Genomic DNA, 26,563 nt, shown 5'->3' with positions numbered 1-26,563 from the left:
GAGCTCCCTTTTTAGTTACGACTTACTTATTAGCAGCCGGTTGTTGATTAGTATCTGTAGTAGGGCTGGTCGTCGGTTGATTAGTCGTGGTCTGATTAGTTTGACCAGTCGTTGGTTGGTTCGTAGTGGTGTTAGAAGGTTGATTAGTAGTTCCAGTCTGTTGCTGATTATTATTTTGCTTGTTATCAGTATTCGTGGTTGGATTGGTAGGATTATTCGGCTGCGTTTGGTTGCCATTCTTCTGATCCTCGTTCTTATTATCGTCAGTTGGCTTTTGCTCATTATTAGCAGTCGTTCCACCGTTGGTGTTTTTATCATTCGTTTGGTCATCTTGCTGTTTTGTCTGATTGTTGTTGGGGTTAGCCACTTTATTATCAGCAGTCTGACCAGATTGAGTATTGTTTTTAGCCACCGTGGCCTTCATTTCACCACCATGACCAGCAATGTAGTATTCCGTTTGATTATTAACCTTGGTTTTAATGACGTTGGCTGGTTTACTCCAGTTTTCGTTCGGAAGGTCTTCTGAAGCAGATGACATAACTTCTTTATAGAAGAGTTGGGCAATCTTTGACTGCTGTTCGGAAACATAGTGGCCTGGTTCTAGCGGCTTATCATATCCCGTCCAAACGGAAAGGGAGAGGTGTTTGGTATAACCAGTGAACCAAGAATCCATGCTGGCACCGTTCGGAACGGAGCTCAAATAGTCATCGGGATATTGGGTTGTTCCTGTTTTTCCAGCTTGGTAAAGGCCAGGAATGTTAGCAGCAGTTCCAGATCCGTTGGCATCCGTCGTAACTCCCTTTAACATGTCGGTAATCATAAAGGCCGTTGAATCGGACATTGCTTTTTTACCCTTAGGATCATAGTGGTTAGTTTCCCCAGTAGGGGTTTCGACTTTGTTAATTGTATACGGCTGGTAGTAAGTTCCACCGTTAGCAAAGGCGGCATAAGCAGCTGCTTCTTGTTTGGTAGAGATGTAAGCTCCAATTCCGTTTTGTAGGCTCAACGGATCCTTGAAAGTCATTCCTAAGCCCTTCAAGAACTGAGTGGCTTGAGGAACTCCTACTGCTTCCAAGGTCCGAATGGCTGGAATATTTCGCGATTCTACCAGTGCTTTTCGCATGGTAATTTTACCTTCGTACTTATTATCGAAGTCATGCAGCTTAATGTTGGTTCCAGGGTAGGTGTATGGAGTATCTTCTACTGATTGATAAGTTGGATAGTTGAGGTACTCAATGGCTGGACCATAATCCATGAGTGGCTTCATGGTTGAACCACTAGAGTGATCGGTTTGGACTGCCCGGTTCAAACCAAATTGAACGTTCTGTTTCCGACTTCCCAACATGGCTACGATTTTACCAGAATTAGGATCGGTCATTGTTGATCCAATTTGGAAATCATTGTTAGGGAAGTTCAAATCAGAATTATCGTCGTTAGCAAGTTGGTACATTTTCTTTTGCACGTTCATATCGATGTTGGTATAAACCTTGTTACCAGCATTTAACTTGTAACCCTTTTGGTTTAATTCTTGTAATACCTGACCAATGTAAGCATCTGCGTATTTTTCGTCCTTTTGGGTAGGCGTTTTATCAACGTTTTGTTTATCAATTCCGTTTTGGACGTCTTCTTTTTCAGCTTGGTCGGCCTGTGCTCGCGAAATGGCTTTGTTTTTGACCATGGCTTCGAGTACTTGATTTCTTCGGGCTGTAGCGTACTTCGGATTATGAACGGGGTTATAGGCAACGGGTGCTTGTGGGAGCCCTGCTAGTAAAGCGACTTGAGCTAAATCTAGTTCGCTTAAGGGTTTGTGATACATTACTTCTGAAGCAGTTTGCATCCCATATGCATTATTTCCCATATAAACTTTATTGACGTAGAATTCCAGGATTTGTTGTTTACTGTATTCGCGGTTTACTTTGGTAGCAAGCCATGCTTCCTGGGCTTTTCGTTTGATGGTTTGATCTGAAGCTTTAGTGGAGAAAACAGACAGCTTAACTAATTGTTGGGTTAAAGTACTCCCCCCTTGAAGTCCACCTCCACCAAAGAGGTTATTTACCGCTGCTCCAGCAATCCGCACTGGATCAACCCCCTTATCAGTGTAGAAGTGTCGATCTTCAACGGAAATGATGGCATTTTTTAAGTTTTCTGGAATGTCTTCTTGTTTGACGTAATCTCGATTTTGCATTCCTAAGCGTGAAATAACCTTCCCGTTTCGATCATAGATGGTGGTTGAATTATCACTAGAGAGGGTTTTGTAAGATATGTTAGGCGCGTTTGATGCATAGTAAGCAAACATTCCACACCCAATGAAAAAAAGCACTACGAGGAAAAAAAGCACCCACATTGTAATTTGAAAAATGGGGCCGTGCTTCTTTTTACCGTTTTTCTTTAGACGACTGTAAACTTCATCGGAACTCATTCTAGCTCTCCTTTATTTTGATCAATAATCATTTGGACCACATCAAGGTAGGGAATTAAAGGATTAAGTCGGGGTTTAATTCGATAGGCATTTTTTTGGAACTCTGCCTTGGTAATGGACTTTCTTCCTCCTTGAAATTGCCGTTCCCAAAACCGAAATAAATCTGGTCCGTTTAGCAAGTATATTTCATTTCGCTTCACAAAGCGAATTAAAGCAAAACAAATTCCTCCCATTTGATAACAACTTTGCATGTGCTCAATTTGATGGGCGTGAAAGTTAGCAAGGGGAAAAGAATTCAAATTGGTAGTTTCCTTAGCATCAAAATCTAAGTAGTAACCGGCAAAAATCCCATTATAATCGGTTGTAGAGGCTTGCTTAAAGTAGGCTTCTTTAATCACAGCCGCACTGCGTTTGGGGTAATCGACATTAACAATTTGAATGGGAGTGGGCTTCTTGTGGATGACCGCAATTTGATGCTCGCGGTAAAAACGATTACTTTGGTTAATCTCAGCTTCTAAAGACATCCCCCGGTCTCCGTAATTAGTGGTAGCTGGATTAACCGCTTTGGGCTGGTTTTTAGGAAACCGAAATGGAGTCCCATTGGGATAATTAATTGTCAAATTAACCTCCTTACTAATTGAGTAATTAATTTGAAGCGTGGTATAGTACTAGATGCGATATTTCTATTATAGCAATTCTAACCGGGGAATAAAATTATACTAATCCAAGTCAGGTGACTTTATGAGTAGGCAATGGGTAACTGGCTATCGTAGTTACGAATTGGGCGCTTTTGATGAACAGAGTCCCAAAGTGAAGATTATCAAACGGGCCCTTCGAGAACAATTAAGCAATTTAATTGATAATGGTTGTGATTGGATTATTACCGGAGCCCAACTGGGAACTGAGCAATGGGTAGTGGAGATTGCTGCGGAACTAAAAAAAGAGTTTCCCGGTCAATTTCAAATCGCAGTAATGCTACCATTTACTGAATTTGGTTCGCAATGGAATGAAACAAACCAACTAAAATTGCAACAAACACTGGCTCGAGCTGATTTTTCAACGACGGTTAGTAACCGACCTTATCATTCACCACAGCAATTAAAAAACTATCAGCAATTTATGCTAACGCATACGGACGGAGCCTTTTTACTGTATGATACCGAGAATGAAGGTAAAGCTCATTATGATGTTACTGCAATTCAACGATTTCAAGAACATCATCCCTATACTTGTCAATTTTTAGATTTTGACGATCTTCAAGAAGTGGCTAATCAATATGAAGCAGAAATTAATTCTGAATTTGAAGAATGAGTATGTTATAATGATGTAGTTACCAAACGATAAGAGGTGCAGATTATGGATAACGTTAACTTTACGCCGAAAGATATTCTCCAAAAAGAATTTCGTCAGAAAATGCGCGGTTATGATCAGACCGACGTCGATTCTTTTTTGGATGATATCATTAAGGATTACGAAACCTTTCAAACTGAACTGAACGAAAAGGATCAACAAATTGCCCAATTAACGGCTGAAAATAATCAATTAAAAGCCAAGGCTAATGTTGCAGCCCAACAGCCGCAGGCACAACCAACTCCAGGTGTGCAAGCACAACCATCAGTTGGGGAACCAGGTACTTCTGATGTAACCACTATGGATATTTTGAAACGGTTATCGAATCTGGAACAACATGTTTTTGGTGACGGAACACAAAATTAGTTATTATTGGTGCAGGTTCTGAGTAATCGCGGTCAGTACTAGCTGGCTGAGGAAAGTCCACTCTCGCACAAGCTGCGATGCTTGTAGTGTTCGTGCTCGGTGAAAAAATAAGCCGGGGGATTGTGTTTACACAATTACGGCGAAGGAACGGGCTACGGTTTTACTATGCCTCAGTACTTCCTAAGGTGCTATAGAGACGATTAATTCAAGAAATTGAATTACTGGAACGCAGTAAACCCCGCGAGCGGGAAACCCAAACTTTGGTAGGGGAGCTTTACACACGGAAATTGAACCACGTGTAGGGCAAGAATCAATTGATTCTTGAGATAGATGATTACTACTTAACTGTTAGTCCTGATCTTTCAGTTAAGCACAAAACATGGCTTATAGGAGCCTGCACCGATCAGGAAGAGTGGGGGTTTCCCCACTCTTTTTTTATAGAATAAGAAAGGGTTTAAGATGCAAGAATTTAAGTTAATGGCTACCTGTGCCGCTGGGATTGAATCCGTAACAGCCACGGAGTTAAAACAACTAGGTTATGAGGTGCAGGTCTTAAATGGAATGGTCTTGTTCTCTGGAACAATCGCAGATGTTATCACCACTAATCTGTGGTTACGATCCGCTGACCGCATTAAAATTATTGTTGGTGAGTTTGAGGCGAACACTTTTGATGAATTATTTGAAGGAACCAAGGCGCTTGCCTGGGAAAATTTGATTCCAATGGATGGTCAGTTTCCGGTATCCGGACGCTCAAAAAAATCCACTTTGCACAGTGTCCCTGATGTTCAGGCCATTACAAAAAAAGCGATCGCGACTAAGCTAGCTGCTTTTTATCATCGTCGAACGCGGCTTCCAGAAACGGGAGGATTATATCCGCTTGAAGTGCGAATTAACAAAAATCACGTTTTAGAGTTATTGGATACAACGGGTCCCAGTCTTTTTAAACGAGGTTATCGGGTCGCCAAGGGAGAAGCTCCTCTAAAGGAAAATATGGCGGCTGCTTTGGTTTTATTAACTAACTGGCACCCAGCAACCATGCCGTTTTTAGATCCGATGTGTGGATCTGGAACCATTCCAATCGAAGCAGCAATGATTGCCCGTAACATTGCTCCCGGAAGTAAACGTTCCTTTGCTTTTGAAGCGTGGGATTGGGTTAGTTCAGATCTGGTCCAATCAATGCGCACAGATGCACTTGGTGCTGCTAATAATGAGGGTGACCTTCAGATTCAAGCTTCCGATGTTAACGGTGAGATGATTAATCACGCTAAGGTCAACGCCCAAGAGATGGGCTTACTCCATGATATTCATTTTAAGCAGTTAGCGGTGCAAGACTTTCACACTACTGCAACTGATGGCGTGGTAGTTACCAACCCACCGTACGGCCAACGATTAGGTGATCGGGAAGCAGCAACTAAGTTGTATCAGGATTTAGGCACGGTTTTTCGTCCGTTAACAACTTGGTCCAAGTACTACCTGACTAGTGACTTAAACTTTGAAAAAGCTTATGGGGCAAAGGCCACTAAACGGCGGAAACTTTATAATGGACAGATTCGCACTGATTACTTCCAATACTGGGGTCATAAGGATTAGGAGGAATGACTTACGAAACGAATTGCAATCATCGGGGGCGGAATTGTGGGCACTTGTGCTGCCTATTTTTTAAATCAGCTTGAACCGAATGCAAGCGTGCAAATTACTTTATTTGATTCCAAAAACGGACAAGCTACTAAAGCAGCAGCCGGGATTATTTCACCGTGGCTTTCAAAACGGAGAAATCAGCACTGGTATCATTTAGCCCGGGATGGAGCAACGGTAGTTAAAGAACTTGCAACAGCAACGAACATGGATGGATTAACCTACGCTAACAACGGGACAATTATTACTCGCAAGAACATCGAGCAGGTTCAGGAATTAGAACAACTAGCTTACAACCGCAAGCAAACTGCTCCGCTCATGGGGGAAATTCAGGTGTTACAACCTGAAGAAATTAAACAAGCATTACCGATGTTAACGAAGATGACCACGCCGGGCCTCTTTATTAGTGGGGGAAGTTGGATTGACGGTAATCGTTTCTGTCAGCATTTATTATCAAAATGTCCTTTAATACAGTTGAGAAGTGAAAAAGTTGATCTAGTGGACGATCACCATTTACAAACCAAGCAAGGAGTACAGCGGTTTGATCAAATCATCTTGGCGACCGGAGCCTGGACTAAGAAAGTTTTAAGTTCTGTACACGTTCAAGCTGATATTCGGCCACAAAAGGGACAGTTAATTGAAATTAAATTACCCCATGCTACTAAAGCTAATTGCCCGGTATTAATGCCAGAGTCTGAGTATGATTTTATTCCGGTTGCGACTAACCGCTTAATTATTGGAGCCACCCATGAAGATCATTCTGGTTTTGATTTATCCGAAACGGAAACAGCCACTGCCCGGCTTTTACAAACGGCCAGCCATTTGGTTGCCGGAATTAGCTTGGAAAATGTTATTCTAAAGAGGGTTGGAACCAGAGCTTATACATCTGACTATGGACCGTTTGTCGGTCAGGTTCCGGGTCATCCAGATCTTTTAGTTGGCACTGGATTAGGTTCATCTGGCTTAACTACCGGACCATTAGTGGGGCAATTACTGGCTCGACTTGCATTAGGACAATCAGTGGATTTGGAGTATTATTCTAAGCCGATTACAAATTACTTACGTTCCGCTTGATGCAGGGCCTGAAGGGCAAGTTGATGGGCGCCTTGATTCTCGTGATCAGGGATCCAGTTTACAAAAAAGAACGCAAAGACCTGTTGCAATTGTTCAATCCGATCCACGAAAGTTTGATAGTGCTTAGCATAGTTTTTTTGTAGGCTTTCTGCGACAATTTTACTATCAGTGTAGTAGTTAACGACGGCGTTTTTTTGTTCAGTATCAGATAAACGGTGGACAAGCGTTTGTAACGCTAGCTCACACGCTTGAAATTCAGCCGAGTGGTTGTCAGTTGCAGTTAATAATTGTTTTATTTGAATTTGTTGGTGATTGACAATCATTAAGATTCCAGCACTACACTGTTTTGTCCGTGGTTGTTCCGCTGCATCTGAGTAAACTTTAATGTACATGTTAATCTCCATATCTAATAAGGATGTTTTTTATGATAACGCAGAAAAGAAAATTTTTATATCAACCACAACCGACCACTAGCATCATTTGTTGGAGCTGGACGGTCATTGTGTTATTAATTGGGGTAATTATTTGGCTTGAAATTACGCAATTTCAAAACATTACCTTCAGTTTCTTCCTTGCATTTGTAGCTTTAACTTGGATTCAAATTGATTTTAGAAAGATGTTGGTGTGGGAAGATACAATTGAAATTCGTCAAGTATTGAATCCGTTTGGAAAGAAGATTAGTCTTCAATCGATTTCACGCGTGCAAGCTCATCGAAATAGTATTGCTTTTAACGCAGGTGGACGTCGGTATAAATTTTTATTGCCGGCTAACTCTGTAATTGAACTACAGGAGTTACTAACCAAGGATCAACATCATGAATAAGATGCAGAAAAAAGCGCCGACTCGTTTGCTCATTGGAATGCTAATTGTGACGATGGGATTGATTGTGCTTGATCAAGTTGTAAAGCAGTTCGTCCGTAGTCAGGTTCCTAGCGGGGAAAGTCGCACAGTAATTCCTCATTTATTATCCATCACCAATATTACTAATTCCGGTGCAGCTTGGAGTTTTTTAGCAGGTAATTCGTGGCTTTTTATCCTAATTGCAATTGGAGCAGCTGCCATCTTTTTGTACTTAATGTATAAAGAGCAAAATAATTCGTGGATTATGGGTTGTCTTGGATTAATGCTAGCGGGAACAATTGGAAATTTGGTGGATCGAATTGTGTATGGAGCGGTAACAGATTTTGTTCAACTGGATTTTATGCAGTTCCCAATTTTCAACCTAGCTGATTGTTACCTCACCTTAGGAGTTGGCCTGATTCTAGTTCGATTGATTGTAAAGGAGGACTGATGGAAGAACGTCACTTTACCGTTGCAGCAAGTGGTACGCGCTTAGATAAATTAATTGCAGAGCAGTTCCCTGATTTAAGTCGTTCTCGGGTAAATAAACTAATAAAAACCGGAGATGTTTTGGTAAATGGAACTCCGCAAAAACCGAAGTATCAGCCACAACCGCACGAACAAATTACAATTAAAATTCCAGCTCCCCAGCAGTTGGATGTTGTTCCAGAAAAGATCCCGCTTGAAATTGTCTATGAAGATGATCAGGTAATTGTGGTTAACAAGCCACAAGGAATGGTTGTGCATCCTGCGCCTGGTCATCCCAATCATACTTTAGTGAATGCGCTACTAGCGCATACGCAGCTTTCTAACATTAACGGAACGTTTCGACCAGGAATTGTTCACCGGATTGATAAAGATACTTCGGGCTTATTAATGGTGGCCAAAACTGACATTGCGCACCAGTCTTTGGCACGGCAATTGAAGGAAAAAACTAGTCGTCGTCGTTACATTGCGCTTGTTCACGGTCGCATTCATGAAGACCAGGGGACAATTGATGCTCCTTTAGGTCGTTCACCTAAAGACCGGAAAAAGCAGGCGGTCGTGAAAAATGGGCGGCCTGCCGTGACTCATTTTCGTGTGTTAGAGCGGTTGGGCGATGACTATACGCTAGTGGAGTGTCAATTAGAAACCGGGAGAACCCACCAAGTTCGGGTTCATATGCAATACATTCAGCATCCGTTAGTGGGAGACCCTCTTTATGGTCCTCACAAAACTATTAAAGGAAATGGACAGTTCTTACACGCGGCTGAATTAGGTTTTACCCATCCCATAACCGGAAAGGAATTAGACTTTCAGAGTCCATTACCCCCGTTGTTTCAAACCACTTTGCATAATTTAGAAAAGAAATATCAAGTTATGAACTCACAGGAGGAACTAAATCATGAACGGTGAAAAAGTTGTGTTAGATAGTATGTCAATGCAACGGGCATTGACGAGAATTACCTATGAAATCATTGAAAAGAATAAAGGGGTGCAAAACCTGGTCTTAATTGGAATTAAAACCAGAGGAGTTTATCTGGCCGAACGAATTGCAAACCGACTCAAAAAATTAGAAAACACCGATGTTCCTGTAATCTCGTTAGACATTACGAAGTATCGGGATGATAAGACGTCTGACTCTTCAAGTCAATCTGTTGCAGAAAACATTGTTCCCATTGATAACCAAAATGTTGTACTCGTTGATGATGTCTTGTTTACTGGGAGAACAGTTCGAGCTGCGTTAGGGGCAATTAATGAAATTGGCCGTCCCAAACGAATTAATCTGGCTGTTTTAGTTGATCGCGGACACCGAGAACTACCAATTCGGGCGGACTTTGTAGGCAAAAATATTCCCAGCTCTAAGGATGAGACGATTAAGGTACTAGTTTCTGAAATTGATGATCGTGATGGAGTTGAGATTAAGCAAAAATAGCAACTCAGTTAGGTAGGAGGATTCTTCGTGGTTAAACGATATTTAGTGCTTGACGATGGGACCTCATTTGCTGGAGAAGCATTTGGAGATCTAACCAGTACTACTGGTGAGTTGGCAATTAATACGAATTTAAATTATTATCAAGAAGCGTTAACGGATCCCACTTACCACAACCAAATTGTGACTTTTTTGCAACCTTCCATTGGAAACGTGGGAATTAATCCCCAAAACTATGAATCCATTTTGACATCAGCTAAGGGAATTGTAGTGCATCAAAGTGAAAACATTTCTTTTTCTCAATTAAAGGATTTATCGTTAGATTCCTTTTTACGGGAACGTCATATCCCAGGAATTAGTCAAATTGATACCCGTCAGTTGCAAAAACATGTGCGACAGCATGATATCAAAAAAGCTAGTATCGTCAGCACCAATGATGCGCATGCCTTTGATCAATTACAAGCTGCGGTTTTAAGTAATCAGCAAATTCAGGCAGTGGCGACCCCAAAACCATACTTAGTTCCCGGAACGGGAGTTACCATTGTAGTTATTGACTTTGGGTTACGAGAATCCATTATCCGGCAACTCGCTAAACTGAATTGTAATATGATTGTTGTTCCCTGGAATACTAGTTTTGCAGAAATTAAGAATTTGGATCCGGAGGGGGTAGTCCTGTCATCTGGACCTGGTTCTCCCGCTGAAATTGATCCCAGTGTCATTGCAACCATTCAAACAATTCAAAAACAGTTACCGCTATTTGGAATCGGGTTAGGGCATGAATTAATTGCCATTGCCAATGGGGCTCAAGTGACCCGAATGCCAATTGGTAACTATGGAAGTAATCATCCAGTGCGTAAAATTATTACGAATGAGTTAATTTATCCTAATCAAGCTCAAGCTTATGCGCTTGTAAACGATTCTGTAGATGCCAATAAACTAATTGTAACTTACAAAGATTTAATCAATGGCACCATTCAGGGAATTCGCAGTCGGGATTATCCCACCTTTTCGGTTCAATTTTCTCCAGATGGATCTGGGGGAATGGTGGATGGCTTTGATTTATTCGAAGAATTCGTTGAAAGCATTATTGCACACAGGAGCTCAGTTCATGAAGCAAATTAAAAAAATTTTGATTCTCGGTGGGGGAGCCTCTAACATTGATCACGAAAGTGAACAAGATGCGGCTGCGTTTCAAGCGGTATCTGTTTGGCGAAGACTCGGGATTGAAACATTTGTCATTGATAACAATCCGTATTCCTTGTTGCTGCAAGAAGTGGATTCACAGCATACGTTTGCACAGAGCATTAATGCGCAAAACGTTACCGCTATTTTAAATGATAATCAGATTGATGGAATTACTCCTATTTTTGGGACTAAAGCCGCTCTAACGGTCGTCCAAAGGTTAGTTAAAAATCACGTTCTTGAAGAACGGCAAGTTCAACTAATTGGGTTAAACAAAAATAATCTGTATCTTTTTGGAACGGAAACGGAAACGGCAGATCAGAATACCGCTCTAGCTAATCGACTGGCTGATAACCATATTCCAATCGTTGCTTCGCGTATTATCAGTGATTTTAACGAACTGCGGGAAAATATTGATCAAATTCAGTTTCCGGTGTCAATCAAACCCCTTAGCACCAACAAGAAACGGCAACGACGGATTTTTCAAAACATGGAAAGTTTGAATAATGAAATTGATGATTTGTTTCAAGAATCTCCAGAGCAAAAACTGTCCTTAGAACGAGAAGTCGGAAACTATCAAGAAATTGGAATGGTAGCCATTCGTGACGTGGAAGGCAACAAAATGCTAATTTCCTCTTTAGAAGACATGAATCCGATTAAAATTAACGCTACCGATTCTGTCATTTTTGCTCCAGCCCAAACCCTAAATGATTATCAGTTAAAGCAACTTCGTTCAATTACTTTTGATGTCTTAGATTGTTTGGGAATTAAGGGAATTTGTCATCTCCAATTTGCCGTTAATGCGGAAAATAATGAAGCATATGTGATTAAGGTTAATCCGGTTTTTAATTCGGAAACGTCTTTAGCTGCCAAAGCCACGGGATATCCACTCGCCAAGGTAGTAGCTTCTTTATTACTAGACATTTCCTTAACGGACGTAAAGCTTCCACCACGTTTTAATCCATTAACTGCAATCTTACAACCTTTAAGTGATCATGTGACCGTTAAAATGCCCATTTGGTCCTTTGACTATTTGGATATGGCAGATAATCGGTTAGGAACCCATGCCAAAGCGACTGGAGCAGCAATTGGAGTGGGGCGTAGTGCTGAAGCTGCACTAATGATCGGGTTACGCAGCTCACAACCTAGTCCCCAAGATGTGTTGCCAGAGTATTCAGATTTAAATGAAGATGAATTGATCAATCAACTAATTCATCCCACTGACCAGCAAATTTTAATTTTGTTTGAAGCAGTTCGTCGGGGCTATTCTGCAAGCGATTTAAGCGAGCTAACAAAGATCGATGAATTTTACTTTGTCATCATGAAGAATTTGCTGACGGTCATTAAGCAAGTTCAGGAACTGCCGTTACAAGCGGAAACTTTGTTAGCTGGAAATCGATATGGATTTGGGAATGGAATGTTTTGTCATTTTTGGAAGACCGATAATGCTAAAATTATCGCAATGCAAAAACAATTGAAAACGCCCAAAACATATAAAATGATTGATCCAACGGCTGGAGAATTACCAGAGAAGATAAACTCGTTTTATGGTAGTTATGAATTCGAAAACGAGAGTACGAGTTTAGATGCTCCCCGTGCACTAGTCATTGGGAAGGGGCGGAATCACTTAGGGCCTAATACAGCTGCTGATACTTATACGGCTGAGATGTTAATTCAATTGCATAAATTGGGTTATAAAACGATTATTTTAAATAATAATCCTAATTCGGTGTCATTAATTCCTGCCATTAGTGATAAACAGTACATTGAACCAGTTCAACTAGGTGAAATTTTAAATGTAATCGAATTGGAACAACCGCAATATGTTTTTTTACCAGGGAATCGCCATTTTTTGATTCGCGAGTTGCAAAAAATTAACAGTCAGTTTAAGTTAGTGGTGTTACCGCCTGATCAAGAAACGGGAACCATCTATCAGGACCAGGCAGATTTTGCATTAAATGTCTTAGTTAGTCCCCAAGGGATTATTCCCATTGCCACGGTTGGATTTCGCTCACAAATGGAAAATGATGGAAATGAGTTAGAAAATCAAACCAGTTATTATATTCCGTACGCTGATCACCAGTTAGATACAGAAAAAGTTGAAAGAATCGCCCGAGCTGAAATCAAAAAGCATCCGCTGACGGGATTAATTCAAGTATTATTTACGGTGGATAAGCAGGGAAATTATGTCCCAACTGGGATTACTCCTTTAAGAATTACAGAAACGATTTTTTTAAACCAGGTTACTGGGATTAACTGGATTCGGATTTTAATGCAGATGTATACTGGTCATTTTGATCCCATGTTTTTACGGAAATTAATTCCAAGTATTGATTCGATGAGTCGCTTTGCCACCATGCAGATTACATTTCCATTTAAACACTTAGGGATTAATAACGTACCCAAGCGCCGTCGTTATGAGATTGGAGCCAAACTTTCCTTCGGGGTTACTCCAGATGATTCTACAACCAATTTACTTAAATAAAAAAGGTAGTTTTAATCCAAACTACCTTTTTTATTTCAATTGACAGTTACTTTAAATATCCATATACTAAGAAAAATTCAAAACTAAAAAAGGGGGGAAAGCAGCAATTATAATTACACCACGGATTAGTTATTATTTATATACAATTGGGGTTAAGTCTCGATTTACACGAATCATCAATATTTTATTTTGTCTGCAATTTTTGCACTTGAATTTATTCCAATTTGCTGTATTTCAATCTATTTTTTTAATTTCACAATTAGTAATGGAAGTTCCAGCAGGAATCATGAGCGACAAGTTCTCTCGTCGTAAAATTATTTTAAGTGGCTTATTCATTTTAAGCATTTCTCCTTTAATTATGGTTAGCGCTAAGTGGTTAATTGTCCCACAATTAAATTATGCATGAATAAAACGTTGCTACGACAACGACAGCGGGCAATTATATAAAAATTTACCGACTTTTTACCGACTTTATAAACTAATGTACTTTTCGAATTGGCGGTTGGCTTTCTCAATCTGGTCATGCGTAACAAAACTATAAACATCCAGTGTAGTTTTAATATCATCATGTCCCATTCTACGTTGAACTTCCTTAATTGGGACACCAGCTGAAACCAGTGCTGTACAGTAAGACTTTCTGAAACCATGCAAGGTAATTTGATGTGTCCCAGAAGTTTCTAATGCTTTTTTCAGCCACTTTTGTGGACTATTGGGATTCATAAATTTACCAGAACGTCCTTCGAATACTGCATCTGTTTCTGACAAGTACTGACCTACCATCAATTTATATTCTTTGCATCGAATTTTCCATTGTTGCAATAGATTGATTGTTTTTGGGTCAAGAGGGATTGCACGATAACCAGCTTTAGTTTTTGGGGGATTGAGTTTATCTTTAGACGTACTCAGTACGGAAACTGACTTATTGATTCTTACATAACGTTTAGAAAAATCCACGTCTTTCCACTCGATTGCTAAAATTTCACCTTTACGCATTCCCGAAAACCCCAGTAGACGGAAAAATACATAACGATTAAAAACCTTTTCATCTTTGCTCAATGAATCCAAGAATTTATTGAGTTCTTTTTGGGTATAAAAGTTAGGCTTTTTTTCTCCAGGTATTTCTGGCATTTTTGGAAGAGTAATTGATTTAGCTGGATTTAGACCTTTGTAATATCCCATTCGGATAGCAAAATTAAAAACGGATGCTACAAAATTGGCCCATTTTTTGCAATTTACCTTAGAATCAGCTTTAAACCATCGATTTACTGTTTTTTGAATTTCAGAAATCGTGATAGTATTAATGTACTGGTCAGCGAAAACTGGCAGAATGTGATTTTTAAAGGCGCTAATCGTATTGATATATGTGCTATTCCTTACGGTTTCTTTGTACGATGTTATCCATTCATCATAAACGTCTTTAAATTTAAGTTTTTCATTACGTTGAGAAGGCTCTAATTTATTATCTTCAAATTGGATTAACAGTTTGTTGAAAGCTAATTTAGCGGCTTTTTTTGTTTTGAATTTAGACCGAGTGACACTTTTCTTTTTCCCTGTGTGGGGATCAATGCCTAGATAAGCTTTGAGCCGGTAATATTTTTGCCCCTTAACTTCATACTGATATATTTCCATGATAATACACTCCTTTCAAAGCCGGAGAAGTTAGTAAGCAAAGCCCTAAGCTGGAATCGAACCAGCTGTTAGCTACCAAGTAGGGTGTATAGAACGTTTGTTCGCACGTATCATGAAAGAAAACCCCAAAATTGGGGTTTGTGGATTTATTATAAAATCTTTATCAAAAGTCCGACAATTGTACATATTAATGTTATGACAGAAAATGCTGATGTTAAAATCCAGACCTTCTGTTGTTCAAACTTTGTATTTATTTGTTCAAATTTTGAATCAATTTTGCTGTCTATATTGGAAAAGCCCATTTCCATGTCTTTATGACTAAGCTTGATTTCGTTACTTAAATTATCAACTGCATGATTCAATTCTTCGTGCGTTACATAATCTTTTTTCATCGTACCGTCGCCTCCATCTGATGATTGTGACTTCATTGTATCATCAGTGGAGACTTCTCCATCTAGATGTCTGTTCTGTTTGTCTAAAAGTTTTAGTTGTGGAACACCATTTTGAGCCATTTTTAACTCTCGCTTTCAATAAAAACTTTTAATGATTCTGAAAATTTTTCATCAAAGGTGATTTTAACTGTAATAAAATCATTGTCCCCTTTAGAAATTTCAGCCCAAAAATCTAAAGCAATATCACCCATTAAAGATTTATAATCATCAATTTGCAATTCCAAAATATTTTTCTTGTTTGGTTGTAAATCAACTTCAATTGGTCCTTTATCAGCAGTTAAATCATTGCCATGATTATTAAATACATCAAAATTAATTTTATGATATCCCTTAGTCGCTTCAACAAATTGGACATGTAAATTAGCATGAACCTTTTCATTTTGAGGTTTTATAATCAGAACGGGGATATATTCTCCGGGTTTAGTTAAATAGAGTGTATTTATATTAATTTCAGGATTGTTTGTTTGCATGATACTTTCCTCATATTTATTTTTTAGCATCCGTCACCAGCGGAGGCTTTTTTATTTTGAATAAAAATATCCAAGACCATAGGCCGGAGTCGAACCGGCCAAGCTACCGAATAGGACGATTGTTATTAATTACCATTAAACGAATTTTGATAATCAGATTGTGCTTTCCCCAATAAAGGTTCTTGAGAGATAGATGATTGGCCACTTTCTACACGAGCTTCTTCAGCTGCGTATTCTGCTGGATCACTATTCCGGACTGCAGAGACTTGGGGAGAACTATTATAAGGGTCTTCTGATGATTGCTGTACGTTGGCTTCTGTACTATTAGCATTTGCTGCTGTATTTGATTCAGTCTGTTGTGAATTACTGGTTTGCTCTGGTTGATTATTAGAAGCAGTTTGTGTTTGAACTTGGCCATTGTTCTGATTTGTCTGTTGGACACTTGTTTGAGAAGCTCCTGATGCTTTTTGGTTATTGTTTTTAGAATCACTAGATACGGATGCTTTTTGGTTTTTGCTTTCGTCTTTCTTTTTATCCTGTTTTGTATCTTTCTTCTTAGATTCGTGCTTCTTTGATGGCTTAACTTTCTTTTCGGTCTTAGCGTTGTCTTTCTTGCCATTATTGGACTTACTTGAGCTAGAACAAGCAGCTAACGATAAGGCCATTAATGATGCCATAGCTATGGTAAAAAATTTCTTCATTGTCATTCTCCAATCTAATTCAGCTTTTAACGTCAATCAGTTCTGGACGTAATCATTTGAATCTGAATCCATAAATTTGGGCCACTTCATGTAGATAATCAAGTGACACACCCAATTCATCAGCCACTTCAAAATCGTTGTCTGGCTTCAATTTCAAAACTTTATTGAGAGAGCTTTTAGGTACACACTTTTGCATTGCTGATTTTCTGGCAACGTATTCTTGATGAGAATTAGTTCCATTCTGATATTCAGAAATATCTCCAACTGATAGTCGATGATGTTCTATTTCCTCATAGAGCCATTGTAATTGCTCCTGATCATCTAAATTTTTATTAATGATAATTTCGTTTCCAACGTTTAACCCACACAATCCCTTAGGCATATTTTCAAATGTGAAAGTCAATTCTGGATGACGTGCGATTAATTTTTCGATGTTTGTCATGCTTAACACCTACTTATTTATTCATGCTTCCGTTTGTATTGAGCTTTTTTGAATTCGATGTAGTCATTAATTTCCTGTTTTTGTTCATCAGTTAAGCCGTCTAACATATGAGCAGCAACAGGTGTATCTCCTAAATCAACTTTTCTTCCCAAAAGATAATCAGTTGTAACTCCAAATACATCAGCTATTTTTGCTAACTCATCAGCAGTTAGTTTTCTTTTACCTTTCATAACCCTATTTAAAACAGTAGGATCCATTTTTAAGCGCCTTGCTAATTCAGCTTGACTCATGTCTTTTATTTCTAGCAAATTAGTGATTCTATCTATAATTTTATCGACGTTCATTTCATGTCTCCTATAAGTTGCGATTATCACAATTTATATTAACATGGTTGCACATTTCGCAAGTATAAGTTGCTAAAATAACAATTATTTTTGTTGACATTGCTAAAATAGCAATATATAATCATTGTATATTAAACGTTGCTATTTTAGCAATGATAGAAGGGAGGTAATTGCAATTACACAAACTAAAAAGTTAAATATCAAGCTTCTTAAAGAAAAAAGGATTGAAAAGGGGATTTCTCAACGAGAAATGAGCAAAGCTCTTGGCATGTACTATACTCAATATTCTCGTGGGGAAAATGGTGAAAGAACCTTCAAAGCTAACGAATTGCCCATTATTTCCGAAAAGCTTGGAATACCAATTGAAGATCTGTTTTCTTAATTTTTTGTCCTCATCATTGCTATTTTAGCAATGATGAAGAAAGGAGATAACTAAATGACAATCATCGAAGCAACAAAGCAAGCGATTGAAAAGAAGTGCGGAATCGCAAGACCGTTCAAAGGTCATGTGTTTAGTTATTTGATTCCAACTAACGGAAGTAATGCACATTACATTCTGATCGGATTAGATCGTGACGGTAAATTTGATGGCCACGATAGTAAATTTTGGAATCCAACTGCGGACGACATCCTTTCGGATGAATGGGAACTTTATGAACTAAAAGAAAAAGCATAGTGGTTGGTGGCCACTATGCATTCCATCGTAAATTTAAGGATGTGTGAATCATAGATAAAAAAGAATATTTTATTTTAGGATATCCTAAAATGTTTGTCTCATATGAAGATGCAATGAAATATCGAAAAGAAACTAATTTAGATGGTTCAATTTTTCGAGTTCTTTCACCTGAAATGACCAAGCGTCTTCTTTTGTCTCAGAAAAAGTGTATCCCATCTTTGGACGTAACCAACGCGGCGTCATTCGAGAATGACGTAAACGACTCCACAGATTGTGTGACTGCGCAAGTTTCATCAGAACCATATTATTATCGCTTATCTTATCAGCATGAAATACCAAGTCGAGTTGAACAAAACCATGAGCTGGTACAGTTCCATAGTTGGCCTGTGGTAATGATACAGCGATTAATCCGTTGGACATTGAACCATCTTTAATAGGAATTAGTCCTTCAGCACTTACATTTTTTAAATCATTCGCATTACTAAATTTAATAGGCGTGTAGTAGTCAGCTTCACCAGTATCTAAGACAACCCGCAAATCAAAAAAACTTATGTCATTTGCTGAGGGATTTATCATCCACATCACTAAATGTTGCATGCTATGTTCTTGATTAATAAGCGAACGTCCATCATCTAAAAGAATGCCTGCTACAGAATGCGCTACTTTATCTGTTTCTACAATTAGTTTGGCGTGATCGCTTTTCCAAGCTAAAAAGCCTGCAATTGCAGTGATAATTGCAATCCATTGAGTTGATAACTGATTTAATATCCAAGCGAACAATTCATTGATTATTATCACATTATTATGGATTAACAAAATTATATCTTGTCGCAATTTCTAATTACCTCCTTTGATGCAATTATAGCAGATGCTTTTTGAAAGGATTTTTGATGAAATCAACTGATATTTATCTGATTTTTATAATTTTACTTTTATCAATTATTATTGGAATTTTATTGAGGTAACAAAATGAGAAAAGACTATTTAATCAAAGATTCATCTGCTCCAGCGGATGACATCCGTTTATACCGTAATCACTGTATTAACTACTTCCGGCAGCAGGGATTAACACCTGCTCAAGCAATTGAGGTTATCAGAAGCTTGGATAACTACTACAACGATGATCGTGGATTTATGAACGTTAAGGATAATTTGGAGAGAGGTGATTAGCATGCTAATGGCAATGGCCGGACTACCTGAAGCTATGTACATGCAATTGAAGCTGATGTTACAGCCTCGGTATCTGACCATTAAGGAAGCGATGTTTTATCTTGGCATCAGAAGCCGGACTACATTTAACAACAAAGTGATTGACTACGTTGAAGTTTACGATACCCCATTTGGGATGCGCTTCAAAAAGTCAGATTTAGATAACTATATGGACCAGTTTAGGATGAGTAAAAAGCTTGAAAACCATAGACGAGAAAATCAAACAGTTGAAGAAATGGCGTCCTGATGTTGATTTAACAAATTGGCACTCTGATGCAATCGATGCTTTTTATTTCACAGAAAAGCAACGACAAAAGTTGCTAAAGGAGATTGATCAAGATGGACGAGAAAGAACGTAAACGGTTTGTTTATAACTTCCCTAATTACGTTGTGAGCTTCTTCATGGGGTTCGCAATTGGACTAGCGATTGCATTAATCGCATTGCACTAAGAAAGGAGTAACTGAAATGGCTGTAATTACACCTGAAGACCTATTCTTCTTTATTTCCGGAATTATTATCGGGGCCATTGCTTATGCAGGCTACAAGGACTGGAAGAAACACCCGGAACCATTGTTTGAAACGGATGATGACGTCATCCGCGATGCTAAGAAACGTGGTGAACTGTAATGAAACCCAAACTAATTCATTACAGCATGCTATTTGATGAATTAGAAGCAGCATGCTGGTATGCACGAACTATGTTTACTACGCATTCTGACTGTTTGGAAGTAACTATTTCTAAACGCGGAGATGGTTGGGGTGTGATGCTTGTTGAGGAAGGAGCCAAAGCTAATGAGTGATAAAAAAATAGAACCATTTTTAGAAGTCAAACTTTATTCAGGAGAGGATAAAAAGAAGTCCTTTGCTTTCGTCAAAGTTGAAAACGCAAATGATAGGGACCTTGCGTTGAATATAGTTTCAACGTTACTTGAAAAGATAGCCACTTATAGTCATGCGAGAGATGGCGTTATTGCACTGCTAGTTGATGTGCTGGGTATTACTGATGATGATTACAAAAAGGCTCGCAAACGTGTCGATGAGACGAACAGCGAAGAACAAGTTGCTGCTGAAGCCGAAGCGATTATTAAGAAACAAAAAGGAGAAATCTAATGACAGAAACAGTACATTTTTCACTTGGCCGCGACGTACAACCTGGAGAACTTGATCAAGCGGATGACAAAAAGAAATTCATTTTACAGTTGCCTGGTGGCCAATACGTTTACATTCAAGAAATGGATGAACACCACGGAAGAATTGATGCAACGCCTGATCGTGCAAAAGCCAAAGTCTTTACTGAAAAGGACATTAAGTCTAACGACCAGTTGAACGGTATGGATAGTCTTAGTGACCGGATTTACTTGGAGGATGAAGATGAAAATTAAAGGCATAAAAAAAGACCGCTCACGTGGCACCGTGAACAGTCTCAAATCCAAATTGATGGAAAGTTACTTAATCAACTGTAATTCTACTATGTCTCAAGGCTCCTTGCAATCTAACCAAGCTAGTAGAAGAAAGATTCCAGATTTGAAAAGCCGTGAAATCAAACGATTAGTTTAGGTGATTAACTATGACAAGAATTAAGAAGTACAAACAAGGTTACTCAATGATTAGTAACCAATTAGTCCAGGACGACCGTTTGAGCTGGAAAGCTCGCGGCCTTTTTGGCTATCTTTGGTCACAACCCGACGACTGGCAGTTCTACGAAACCGAAGTAGCCAAGCACGCAGCAGATGGCCGTGCTTCGTTACGTAGTGGCCTAAATGAACTAGAAAAGTATGGTTATTTACGAAGAGAACGTCAGCGAAATGATGGTGGCCACTTCAAAGGTACCTACTGGGAATTATCCGACGTACCTATGTTTGATAATCGAACACAGGTAACACCTATGTCCGATTATCGTATGTTGGAAAATCGAACACTACAAACTAAAGACTCTACAAAGTTAGTTAGTGGGTTAGTTAGTGACGACGAAAAATCTGAGTCAAAGCAGGAAACGAAAAACCCGGGAACCCAAGAACCAAGTTCACCAGCAGAACCTAAAACACCTGATGGGGTTGATGAAGCCTTAAACAATTACGAAGCTATGTTTGAATGCAAGCCTAATCTGCCTATGAAGCAGGCCATTACAACCTGGGTAGTTAACTTTGGTTTGGAATTGGTACTTTACACACTAGAATCCGCTGCTAAACGTCAAGTTAGCACTGGTGGGCTTTACTACTGGCTAGATAAAGCATTTCAAAATTACCAACGCAAGGGTATCAAGACGGTTGATGCCGCAATGACCGATACTGCTAAATACAACGAGAAACATCATCCGTCACATCTGGCACAGACTAATAGAAAACAGCCAGTTAAACGACAACGCCGCAATAACTATGTACCTAACATTCGTGAGACGTTACCTAACTGGGCCACTCAACCAGATAACCAGCGCTCAACAAAGAAATCAGATCCAAACAACCGAGCCTTAATCAAGCAGAAATTGGCAAATCTAAGACAGAAAGACGAGGTTAAGCAATGAGTAAAAAAGAAGTTGAAGTTCCGGTAGTTAGCTCTGAATTAGCAAGGTCGTTTGAAATTGCTAAGCACACTATTCAAGGCATAAGAACCATGCTAAATACTGATTTTTATGAATATCTCAAAACTCCAGAGCGGGATTCCATGGACAACAAGCAATTTTTATTTCTGCTAGCAAGGATGAGCGTCCTGGGATATAAGAGAAATCTTAATGGAGAATGAAATGGACGAAGTTGAAACTAAATGGCAAGCAACTTGCTTTTATTGTCATGATCCCTATTCATACATGGGAAACATAGAAACTATGAGAATTCACAAGCAAAAGCACAAGAATGGTTACAGATTGTTTTCAAACATTGGCAGCGTAATGGGAGCTGATGACGTTCATATTTACTTTTGCCCAATGTGCGGAAGGATGCTAGATGATAATGGCTAACAATGATTTTTTTAGTAATTCAAAATACCACTTACCAAATTCTAAACTAATTTTACAAAATATTACTAGATCACTGACGATGGCACTAGATACACAAGCGAGCACAATCATTGACTTAGAATTTCAATTGCATGAGAAAAATCGAGAAAATCGAGAACTAAAAAATAAAATAAAGAGTTTAGAACAAGAAAATAAAGATCCAGAAAAGTGAGGTGGTTGAAAATGGACATGGAAAAGGTTCCCTCAATGACATTTAAACAGATTAGTTATTCAGTTGAATTTGCTGAATTTACTGATGCAATCCATTATCTAGCAGAAACGATAGATAGCTTTAAAAATGATGGCTATACCATTCAAAAAGCTGCATTGAAAACAAAAAATGGTTCTGAAGCTGAGAAAGTTGGATTCAGAAGCAGTTTTGCATCTGGTGAAAAGCTAAAAACCTATTTAGTTAAAATTCAAGTTTGGAGAAAACCATGATTGCAGGAATTTCATTACTTATTTTGGCCATGCTAATGTTTTGTTTTTTCAATGACGGATGCAGCGGATGCTTGAGCTTCATTCTGCTACTGGTGATCATTAGTCTCATTATTTCCTATTACTGGTTATGGATTCCAGCTTTGATAATCGGATCCATAATCTACGTTATTTGCAGAATTGGAAAGAATCAGAAATAAATTTATTGAGGTGATTGTTTTGGAAACAATTAAGCAGCACAATGACCGGATGGCCAGAATCATTGTTGGGTATTCTTTTGGATTGAAGATTTATCTGAACATGGATAATCTGAGTGGATTTAAAAAGAAGGTCATTAAGATTGTCAGTTCAATGCCAGATGATGATCCGGTTGCTGAAGTAGTTCAAGAAATCAAGCAAGTATTCAATCAGTATTTCGATAATGAAGTACCAGAAACAATTGACGGCTGCAAAGCGTTGTTAGAAATGATTGACAACATTTGTCATGAAAAAATCATGGAGCTAACAGGTTCATTAGTCTAAAAAATACAGAATCAAAATTTGGGGGATCAAATATGAAAAAATCTTTGAAAGCGCGTAAGGAACAATTGTTTTGGGAATATTTTAATGATTGGATCGACGACTATAAAGACGGAGCGGTTCGTGAAGTTACCCTGGCTAAATACAGAATTTCAGCTAAGCATTTGCGCCACATCTTGCCAGATACTGAGGTTGGCCAACTAGATAGACGAAAGTATCAAAAATTAATCAATATGTATGCCAAGGATCACGAAATACAGACCGTTAAGGATTTTCATCATCAAATTAAAGCAGCGATTTTTGATGCTGTTGATGAAGGCCTAATTGATGTTGATCCGACACGAAGAATTGTTTTAAAAGGCAAACGGCCACGTAAGAAAAACATTAAATATCTCAATGAGTTTGAAGTTAGGAAATTTTTAGATCAATTAACCTTGGGATCAGAACCTAGTATTGATTGGCTAATTCTTTTAATTGCTAAGACAGGATTAAGATTTTCGGAAGGTTTAGGAGTTACACCTGATGACTTTGATTTCCAAAACATGACCTTAACCATTAATAAGACTTGGGATTACAAGAGTTTCCATGGAAGTTTTCAACCAACTAAAAATCAAGCTTCAATCAGAACTATTTCCATTGACTGGAAATTAGGAATGGAAATGCGGGACTTAGTTAAAAATCTACCAAAGGACGAACCAATTTTTGTTCCCAAAGATAAGCGTATTTTTAATTCAACTTATAACGCTTATATGAAACAGCTTTGCGAAAAAGCTGGGGTCAATGTTATTACGATGCATGGATTGCGGCATACTCATGCCTCTCTTTTGATTTTGCATGATGTGAGCTTGTCATCCGTTGCAGAACGACTTGGACACTCTACCGTAACAACCACGCAAGAAACTTACATTCATATCTTGAAAGAACAACGTGATAAAGATAATAGCAAAATGATGTCAGCCCTTACCGGATTAGATTAGAGGTGATTACATGGATAACGAACAAATTAACCAACTTATCGGAGTTGAAGAAGACTATAAAGCCCCAGATCAGTTGATGAAAATAATCATGGATCCGCAAAGACGTGAGAATATGTTTCAGGAGTTTTTAAAAATCGATGATGATTTGTCCCAAGACCATTTTAGAAGCTATTTCCAACAACAAATGGCTGATAGAGGCCGCAATAAACAAGATTTCACACCCAATTCATTAACGAAACTTACTGCTCTAATTGTTGGCAACGGTATGAAAACCTTAGATGATTGTTGTGGAACTGGTGGCTTAACAATCGCTAAATGGTGGAATGACGTGCAAAGCGGTAATTATAACAGTAATTTTCATTACACAATGATTGAAAAAACGACAGCAGCACTGCCGTTTTTGCTGTTTAATATGATGATCCGGAACATGAACGCGACAGTCATTAGTGGGGACGTTTTAACCCAGAAAATTAACCACGTTTATGAAATTGAAGCGTCAGATCAGTTTAGTCAAATGAAGAAAGGAGCTGAACAGCTATCACTGGTTTAGCAAATTATGATTCGGTTATTTCTAATCCACCGTTTTCAATGAAATGGGATCCAGAAATAGCCAAAAACGACGAACGGTTTAAGAATTGGGATTTAGCGCCCAAGGGCAAAGCTGATTATGCTTTTATCCTGGATGGGATTGCTAACTTAAAAGATTCTGGAATAATGGCTGTAATCCTTCCACATGGAGTGCTATTCCGTGGAACCCGTGAAGGTAAAATCAGGCGAGAATTAATCGATGCTAATTACCTTGATGCAGTCATTGGATTGCCAGAAAAGCTATTTGACGTGACTGGGATTCCAGTCTGCATCATGATATTTAAAAAGAACCGGAAGACGGATGATATCTTCTTCATTGATGCATCGAACGAGTTTGAAAAGGGTAAAAACCAAAACAAGCTGACAGATGAACATATTCAAAAGATTTTTAAAACCTACCAGGAACGAAAAACAGTTGATAAGTACGCCAGTGTCGTCAGCATGGATGAAATTAAGGAAAATGACTACAACCTTAACATTCCGCGCTATGTTGATACTTTTGAAGAAGAGTCACCAGTTGACGTTAAAAAGTTGCGTGACAACTATAAAAAACTAGATAAGCAAGAGAAAGAGTTGGTCCATGAAATTAACGGTATGATGGATGATTTAGTCGCTACAACTCCCGAATCACAAGAAACCTTAGACACGTTAAAAGATATTTTGAAATAGGAGTGATCACATTGAACTGGTTGATTTTAGTTGTTATCGCAATTTGCTTAACCATTTTGCTTGCAGCATTGATCATTGCGGCTGGATTGTATTGTTTAGCCAAAATGCAGAGCAAGGCAATTTTCCTTTCTGGAATTGCTGAGTATTTGGATCCAGATGAATTACAAGAAATAATGGAGGAACATTTTGGTGCCTAAAGCTTTTGGTTATTCAGAAAGTTTGAATTACATTAAAAATAGATTAAAAAACAACGAAACGACGCAGATCATAGTTGGAAAAGAAAAAATGTTGGGATATATCGTGCCACCAAAAGATTATGAAAAACTACAATTGGAATTCAACAAGCAAAATAAGAAAAGGAGACTCATCGTGGATATGGATTTATTTTTACAATTAGCAAGCGGTGAAATTTGGAAACGTTATTGCACTGTTAAAAACAAAGAAAAAGGCCTGGTGACTGGCCGGCCGTTTGTCATTTGGAGTTGTAAGACTTTGCAAAATATGAAAGCCATTTTGGGTATCCCTGGTAAGAATAAATGGCTGTTTGAAGTAACCCTAGATGGTGATATGAACGCAATGTATCTTGATTGCTACAGTAAAATGAAAAACGTACCAATTGCTTTGGAACAATTAGAAAAAAGCGAGGATTAATTTAAATGAGCAATTTGTCTTTAATTTTAGGCCTATATAGATTTAAGTTTTGGAAGGGAACGGATGATCAAGAAAAGAAAATTGTAGAAGCCGCTAAACAAGGGGAAATTTTCAGCATGGAGATTATTGAAACGGATTACATTTTAAAATTGCTGGAAAACAATAGATTAACTGTTAACCATTTTGATAGGATGCCTACAAGATTTGTTAAGTCTCAAGGTTATTGGTTTGAAGTTGGAGTTAGTCCTGTTGATATTGATATGCGTGATTATTCAATTTGTAAATTATTTGATGAAAGTTAGGTAAATATTTAATGACAGTTCGTGAAAAAATTGAGCAAGATGGTTTGATACTGACCAAATTAGAAACACCTTGCATATTTATGGGTGTTCATTTGGAAAAAGGTGATTACATTATTTTGAAAGGAAGATTTTCTGAATTTACCACAGCAGGTAGATGTAATTATGCTGATGATTTTTGCGGCTACATCCGCAAAGAAGATATTGATAAACCGATTGGAAAAGTAATAAGGAAGGACTGA

Annotated in this window: 40 protein-coding genes and 1 other RNA gene; 31 read left to right on the top strand and 10 right to left on the bottom strand. The window is 38.5% G+C overall.

Annotated features, from left to right (window positions below; genetic code table 11):
- Positions 1–22: 22 nt before the first annotated feature.
- Both M3M39_RS05195 and recU read right to left on the bottom strand, forming a co-directional pair.
- Positions 23–2,419, bottom strand: a complete 2,397-nt coding sequence (locus M3M39_RS05195; RefSeq protein ID WP_252796816.1) for a PBP1A family penicillin-binding protein — start codon at positions 2,417–2,419, stop codon at positions 23–25.
- Positions 2,416–3,039, bottom strand: a complete 624-nt coding sequence (gene recU / locus M3M39_RS05190; RefSeq protein ID WP_252796815.1) for a Holliday junction resolvase RecU — start codon at positions 3,037–3,039, stop codon at positions 2,416–2,418. Before recU ends, M3M39_RS05195 begins: the two co-directional genes overlap by 4 nt.
- Before the next feature lie 121 nt (positions 3,040–3,160).
- On the opposite strand from recU, the gene M3M39_RS05185 reads away from it, so the two are divergent.
- The 5 genes from M3M39_RS05185 to M3M39_RS05165 all read left to right on the top strand — a co-directional run bounded on the left by M3M39_RS05185 (position 3,161) and on the right by M3M39_RS05165 (position 6,844).
- Positions 3,161–3,730, top strand: coding sequence for an SLOG family protein (locus tag M3M39_RS05185; RefSeq protein WP_252796814.1), 570 nt, complete (start codon positions 3,161–3,163; stop codon positions 3,728–3,730).
- Between the two features lie 45 nt (positions 3,731–3,775).
- Positions 3,776–4,135 carry a cell division regulator GpsB gene (gene gpsB, locus M3M39_RS05180; protein WP_252796813.1) on the top strand — a complete coding sequence of 120 codons (360 nt, stop codon included), beginning with the start codon at positions 3,776–3,778 and terminating at the stop codon, positions 4,133–4,135.
- A gap of 14 nt (positions 4,136–4,149) precedes the next feature.
- Positions 4,150–4,527, top strand: an RNA gene (gene rnpB, locus M3M39_RS05175) — RNase P RNA component class B.
- A gap of 67 nt (positions 4,528–4,594) precedes the next feature.
- Complete coding sequence (locus tag M3M39_RS05170) at positions 4,595–5,725, top strand: THUMP domain-containing class I SAM-dependent RNA methyltransferase (protein WP_252796812.1); 1,131 nt, start codon at positions 4,595–4,597, stop codon at positions 5,723–5,725.
- Positions 5,726–5,746: 21 nt separating this feature from the next.
- On the top strand, positions 5,747–6,844 hold the full coding sequence (locus M3M39_RS05165; RefSeq protein WP_274705499.1) for an NAD(P)/FAD-dependent oxidoreductase: 1,098 nt from the start codon (positions 5,747–5,749) through the stop codon (positions 6,842–6,844).
- On the opposite strand, the gene M3M39_RS05160 is transcribed toward M3M39_RS05165, so the two are convergent.
- Positions 6,826–7,236 carry a ribonuclease HI family protein gene (locus M3M39_RS05160; protein WP_252796810.1) on the bottom strand — a complete coding sequence of 137 codons (411 nt, stop codon included), beginning with the start codon at positions 7,234–7,236 and terminating at the stop codon, positions 6,826–6,828. The genes M3M39_RS05165 and M3M39_RS05160 overlap by 19 nt on opposite strands.
- 32 nt (positions 7,237–7,268) lie before the next feature.
- On the opposite strand from M3M39_RS05160, the gene M3M39_RS05155 reads away from it, so the two are divergent.
- The 6 genes from M3M39_RS05155 to M3M39_RS05130 are packed head-to-tail and all read left to right on the top strand — an operon-like array spanning position 7,269 to position 13,264.
- Complete coding sequence (locus M3M39_RS05155; protein WP_252796809.1) at positions 7,269–7,667, top strand: EbsA family protein; 399 nt, start codon at positions 7,269–7,271, stop codon at positions 7,665–7,667.
- The gene (gene lspA / locus M3M39_RS05150) at positions 7,660–8,136 is read left to right on the top strand and encodes a signal peptidase II (protein ID WP_252796808.1); all 477 of its coding nucleotides are present in this window, start codon (positions 7,660–7,662) and stop codon (positions 8,134–8,136) included. Before M3M39_RS05155 ends, lspA begins: the two co-directional genes overlap by 8 nt.
- Positions 8,136–9,080, top strand: coding sequence for an RluA family pseudouridine synthase (locus M3M39_RS05145; protein WP_252796807.1), 945 nt, complete (start codon positions 8,136–8,138; stop codon positions 9,078–9,080). Before lspA ends, M3M39_RS05145 begins: the two co-directional genes overlap by 1 nt.
- On the top strand, positions 9,070–9,600 hold the full coding sequence (gene pyrR / locus M3M39_RS05140; RefSeq protein ID WP_252796806.1) for a bifunctional pyr operon transcriptional regulator/uracil phosphoribosyltransferase PyrR: 531 nt from the start codon (positions 9,070–9,072) through the stop codon (positions 9,598–9,600). Before M3M39_RS05145 ends, pyrR begins: the two co-directional genes overlap by 11 nt.
- Before the next feature lie 27 nt (positions 9,601–9,627).
- Positions 9,628–10,719, top strand: coding sequence for a carbamoyl phosphate synthase small subunit (locus M3M39_RS05135; RefSeq protein WP_252796805.1), 1,092 nt, complete (start codon positions 9,628–9,630; stop codon positions 10,717–10,719).
- Positions 10,706–13,264 carry a carbamoyl phosphate synthase preATP-grasp domain-containing protein gene (locus M3M39_RS05130; protein WP_252796804.1) on the top strand — a complete coding sequence of 853 codons (2,559 nt, stop codon included), beginning with the start codon at positions 10,706–10,708 and terminating at the stop codon, positions 13,262–13,264. The genes M3M39_RS05135 and M3M39_RS05130 overlap by 14 nt, the downstream gene beginning before the upstream one ends.
- Before the next feature lie 471 nt (positions 13,265–13,735).
- Here M3M39_RS05130 and M3M39_RS05125 read toward each other — a convergent pair whose 3' ends face one another.
- From M3M39_RS05125 to M3M39_RS05100, 6 genes are all read right to left on the bottom strand, one after another.
- Positions 13,736–14,893: a tyrosine-type recombinase/integrase gene (locus M3M39_RS05125; RefSeq protein ID WP_252796803.1), complete on the bottom strand. Its 1,158-nt coding sequence runs from the start codon at positions 14,891–14,893 to the stop codon at positions 13,736–13,738.
- A gap of 149 nt (positions 14,894–15,042) precedes the next feature.
- Entirely contained in the window at positions 15,043–15,405 is a 363-nt protein-coding gene (locus tag M3M39_RS05120) for a hypothetical protein (RefSeq protein WP_252796802.1), read from the bottom strand.
- Between the two features lie 2 nt (positions 15,406–15,407).
- Entirely contained in the window at positions 15,408–15,815 is a 408-nt protein-coding gene (locus tag M3M39_RS05115) for a hypothetical protein (protein WP_252796801.1), read from the bottom strand.
- Between the two features lie 125 nt (positions 15,816–15,940).
- Positions 15,941–16,516 carry a hypothetical protein gene (locus M3M39_RS05110; protein WP_252796800.1) on the bottom strand — a complete coding sequence of 192 codons (576 nt, stop codon included), beginning with the start codon at positions 16,514–16,516 and terminating at the stop codon, positions 15,941–15,943.
- A 52-nt stretch (positions 16,517–16,568) separates the two neighbouring features.
- Positions 16,569–16,958, bottom strand: a complete 390-nt coding sequence (locus M3M39_RS05105) for an ImmA/IrrE family metallo-endopeptidase (RefSeq protein WP_252796799.1) — start codon at positions 16,956–16,958, stop codon at positions 16,569–16,571.
- 17 nt (positions 16,959–16,975) lie between these two features.
- Positions 16,976–17,302 (bottom strand): helix-turn-helix domain-containing protein, encoded by a 327-nt coding sequence (locus M3M39_RS05100; protein ID WP_252796798.1) that lies wholly within the window; start codon positions 17,300–17,302, stop codon positions 16,976–16,978.
- A 124-nt stretch (positions 17,303–17,426) separates the two neighbouring features.
- Here M3M39_RS05100 and M3M39_RS05095 point away from each other — a divergent pair, with 124 nt between their 5' ends.
- Positions 17,427–17,684, top strand: coding sequence for a helix-turn-helix domain-containing protein (locus M3M39_RS05095; protein ID WP_252796797.1), 258 nt, complete (start codon positions 17,427–17,429; stop codon positions 17,682–17,684).
- Between the two features lie 54 nt (positions 17,685–17,738).
- Positions 17,739–17,978, top strand: coding sequence for a DUF2829 domain-containing protein (locus M3M39_RS05090; RefSeq protein ID WP_252796796.1), 240 nt, complete (start codon positions 17,739–17,741; stop codon positions 17,976–17,978).
- 132 nt (positions 17,979–18,110) lie between these two features.
- Here M3M39_RS05090 and M3M39_RS05085 read toward each other — a convergent pair whose 3' ends face one another.
- Positions 18,111–18,812 (bottom strand): hypothetical protein, encoded by a 702-nt coding sequence (locus M3M39_RS05085; RefSeq protein ID WP_252796795.1) that lies wholly within the window; start codon positions 18,810–18,812, stop codon positions 18,111–18,113.
- A gap of 135 nt (positions 18,813–18,947) precedes the next feature.
- On the opposite strand from M3M39_RS05085, the gene M3M39_RS05080 reads away from it, so the two are divergent.
- The 18 genes from M3M39_RS05080 (at position 18,948) to M3M39_RS04995 (ending at position 26,563) form a co-directional block, all read left to right on the top strand.
- Positions 18,948–19,148: a hypothetical protein gene (locus tag M3M39_RS05080; RefSeq protein WP_252796794.1), complete on the top strand. Its 201-nt coding sequence runs from the start codon at positions 18,948–18,950 to the stop codon at positions 19,146–19,148.
- 1 nt (position 19,149) lies between these two features.
- Positions 19,150–19,434, top strand: coding sequence for a hypothetical protein (locus M3M39_RS05075; RefSeq protein ID WP_252796793.1), 285 nt, complete (start codon positions 19,150–19,152; stop codon positions 19,432–19,434).
- Between the two features lie 219 nt (positions 19,435–19,653).
- Positions 19,654–19,815 carry a hypothetical protein gene (locus tag M3M39_RS05070; RefSeq protein ID WP_252796792.1) on the top strand — a complete coding sequence of 54 codons (162 nt, stop codon included), beginning with the start codon at positions 19,654–19,656 and terminating at the stop codon, positions 19,813–19,815.
- 165 nt (positions 19,816–19,980) lie between these two features.
- Positions 19,981–20,298: a hypothetical protein gene (locus tag M3M39_RS05065; RefSeq protein WP_252796791.1), complete on the top strand. Its 318-nt coding sequence runs from the start codon at positions 19,981–19,983 to the stop codon at positions 20,296–20,298.
- The gene (locus tag M3M39_RS05060; RefSeq protein WP_252796790.1) at positions 20,298–20,570 is read left to right on the top strand and encodes a hypothetical protein; all 273 of its coding nucleotides are present in this window, start codon (positions 20,298–20,300) and stop codon (positions 20,568–20,570) included. Before M3M39_RS05065 ends, M3M39_RS05060 begins: the two co-directional genes overlap by 1 nt.
- Positions 20,560–20,745, top strand: a complete 186-nt coding sequence (locus M3M39_RS05055) for a hypothetical protein (protein WP_252796789.1) — start codon at positions 20,560–20,562, stop codon at positions 20,743–20,745. Before M3M39_RS05060 ends, M3M39_RS05055 begins: the two co-directional genes overlap by 11 nt.
- Before the next feature lie 10 nt (positions 20,746–20,755).
- Positions 20,756–21,709, top strand: coding sequence for a helix-turn-helix domain-containing protein (locus tag M3M39_RS05050; RefSeq protein WP_252796788.1), 954 nt, complete (start codon positions 20,756–20,758; stop codon positions 21,707–21,709).
- Positions 21,706–21,927, top strand: coding sequence for a hypothetical protein (locus M3M39_RS05045; protein WP_252796787.1), 222 nt, complete (start codon positions 21,706–21,708; stop codon positions 21,925–21,927). The genes M3M39_RS05050 and M3M39_RS05045 overlap by 4 nt, the downstream gene beginning before the upstream one ends.
- 206 nt (positions 21,928–22,133) lie before the next feature.
- A complete protein-coding gene (locus tag M3M39_RS05040; protein WP_252796786.1) occupies positions 22,134–22,352 on the top strand; it encodes a hypothetical protein in 219 nt (72 codons plus the stop codon).
- A gap of 11 nt (positions 22,353–22,363) precedes the next feature.
- Positions 22,364–22,621, top strand: coding sequence for a hypothetical protein (locus M3M39_RS05035; RefSeq protein ID WP_252796785.1), 258 nt, complete (start codon positions 22,364–22,366; stop codon positions 22,619–22,621).
- 216 nt (positions 22,622–22,837) lie between these two features.
- A complete protein-coding gene (locus M3M39_RS05030; RefSeq protein WP_252796784.1) occupies positions 22,838–23,140 on the top strand; it encodes a hypothetical protein in 303 nt (100 codons plus the stop codon).
- Positions 23,141–23,172: 32 nt separating this feature from the next.
- On the top strand, positions 23,173–24,114 hold the full coding sequence (locus M3M39_RS05025; RefSeq protein WP_252796783.1) for a tyrosine-type recombinase/integrase: 942 nt from the start codon (positions 23,173–23,175) through the stop codon (positions 24,112–24,114).
- Between the two features lie 10 nt (positions 24,115–24,124).
- A complete protein-coding gene (locus tag M3M39_RS05020; protein WP_252796782.1) occupies positions 24,125–24,664 on the top strand; it encodes an N-6 DNA methylase in 540 nt (179 codons plus the stop codon).
- Between the two features lie 38 nt (positions 24,665–24,702).
- Positions 24,703–25,371: an N-6 DNA methylase gene (locus tag M3M39_RS05015; RefSeq protein WP_252796781.1), complete on the top strand. Its 669-nt coding sequence runs from the start codon at positions 24,703–24,705 to the stop codon at positions 25,369–25,371.
- Positions 25,372–25,382: 11 nt separating this feature from the next.
- Complete coding sequence (locus M3M39_RS05010; protein WP_252796780.1) at positions 25,383–25,568, top strand: hypothetical protein; 186 nt, start codon at positions 25,383–25,385, stop codon at positions 25,566–25,568.
- Positions 25,561–26,022, top strand: coding sequence for a DUF6275 family protein (locus M3M39_RS05005; RefSeq protein ID WP_252796779.1), 462 nt, complete (start codon positions 25,561–25,563; stop codon positions 26,020–26,022). The genes M3M39_RS05010 and M3M39_RS05005 overlap by 8 nt, the downstream gene beginning before the upstream one ends.
- A 5-nt stretch (positions 26,023–26,027) precedes the next feature.
- Positions 26,028–26,324: a hypothetical protein gene (locus M3M39_RS05000; protein WP_252796778.1), complete on the top strand. Its 297-nt coding sequence runs from the start codon at positions 26,028–26,030 to the stop codon at positions 26,322–26,324.
- Between the two features lie 11 nt (positions 26,325–26,335).
- Positions 26,336–26,563: a hypothetical protein gene (locus M3M39_RS04995; protein ID WP_252796777.1), complete on the top strand. Its 228-nt coding sequence runs from the start codon at positions 26,336–26,338 to the stop codon at positions 26,561–26,563.

Origin of the sequence: Fructilactobacillus hinvesii (genome assembly GCF_024029435.1) — a bacterium.
In the GTDB taxonomy this organism is placed as follows: domain Bacteria; phylum Bacillota; class Bacilli; order Lactobacillales; family Lactobacillaceae; genus Fructilactobacillus; species Fructilactobacillus hinvesii.
This window is presented reverse-complemented; position numbering and strand designations above follow the sequence as displayed.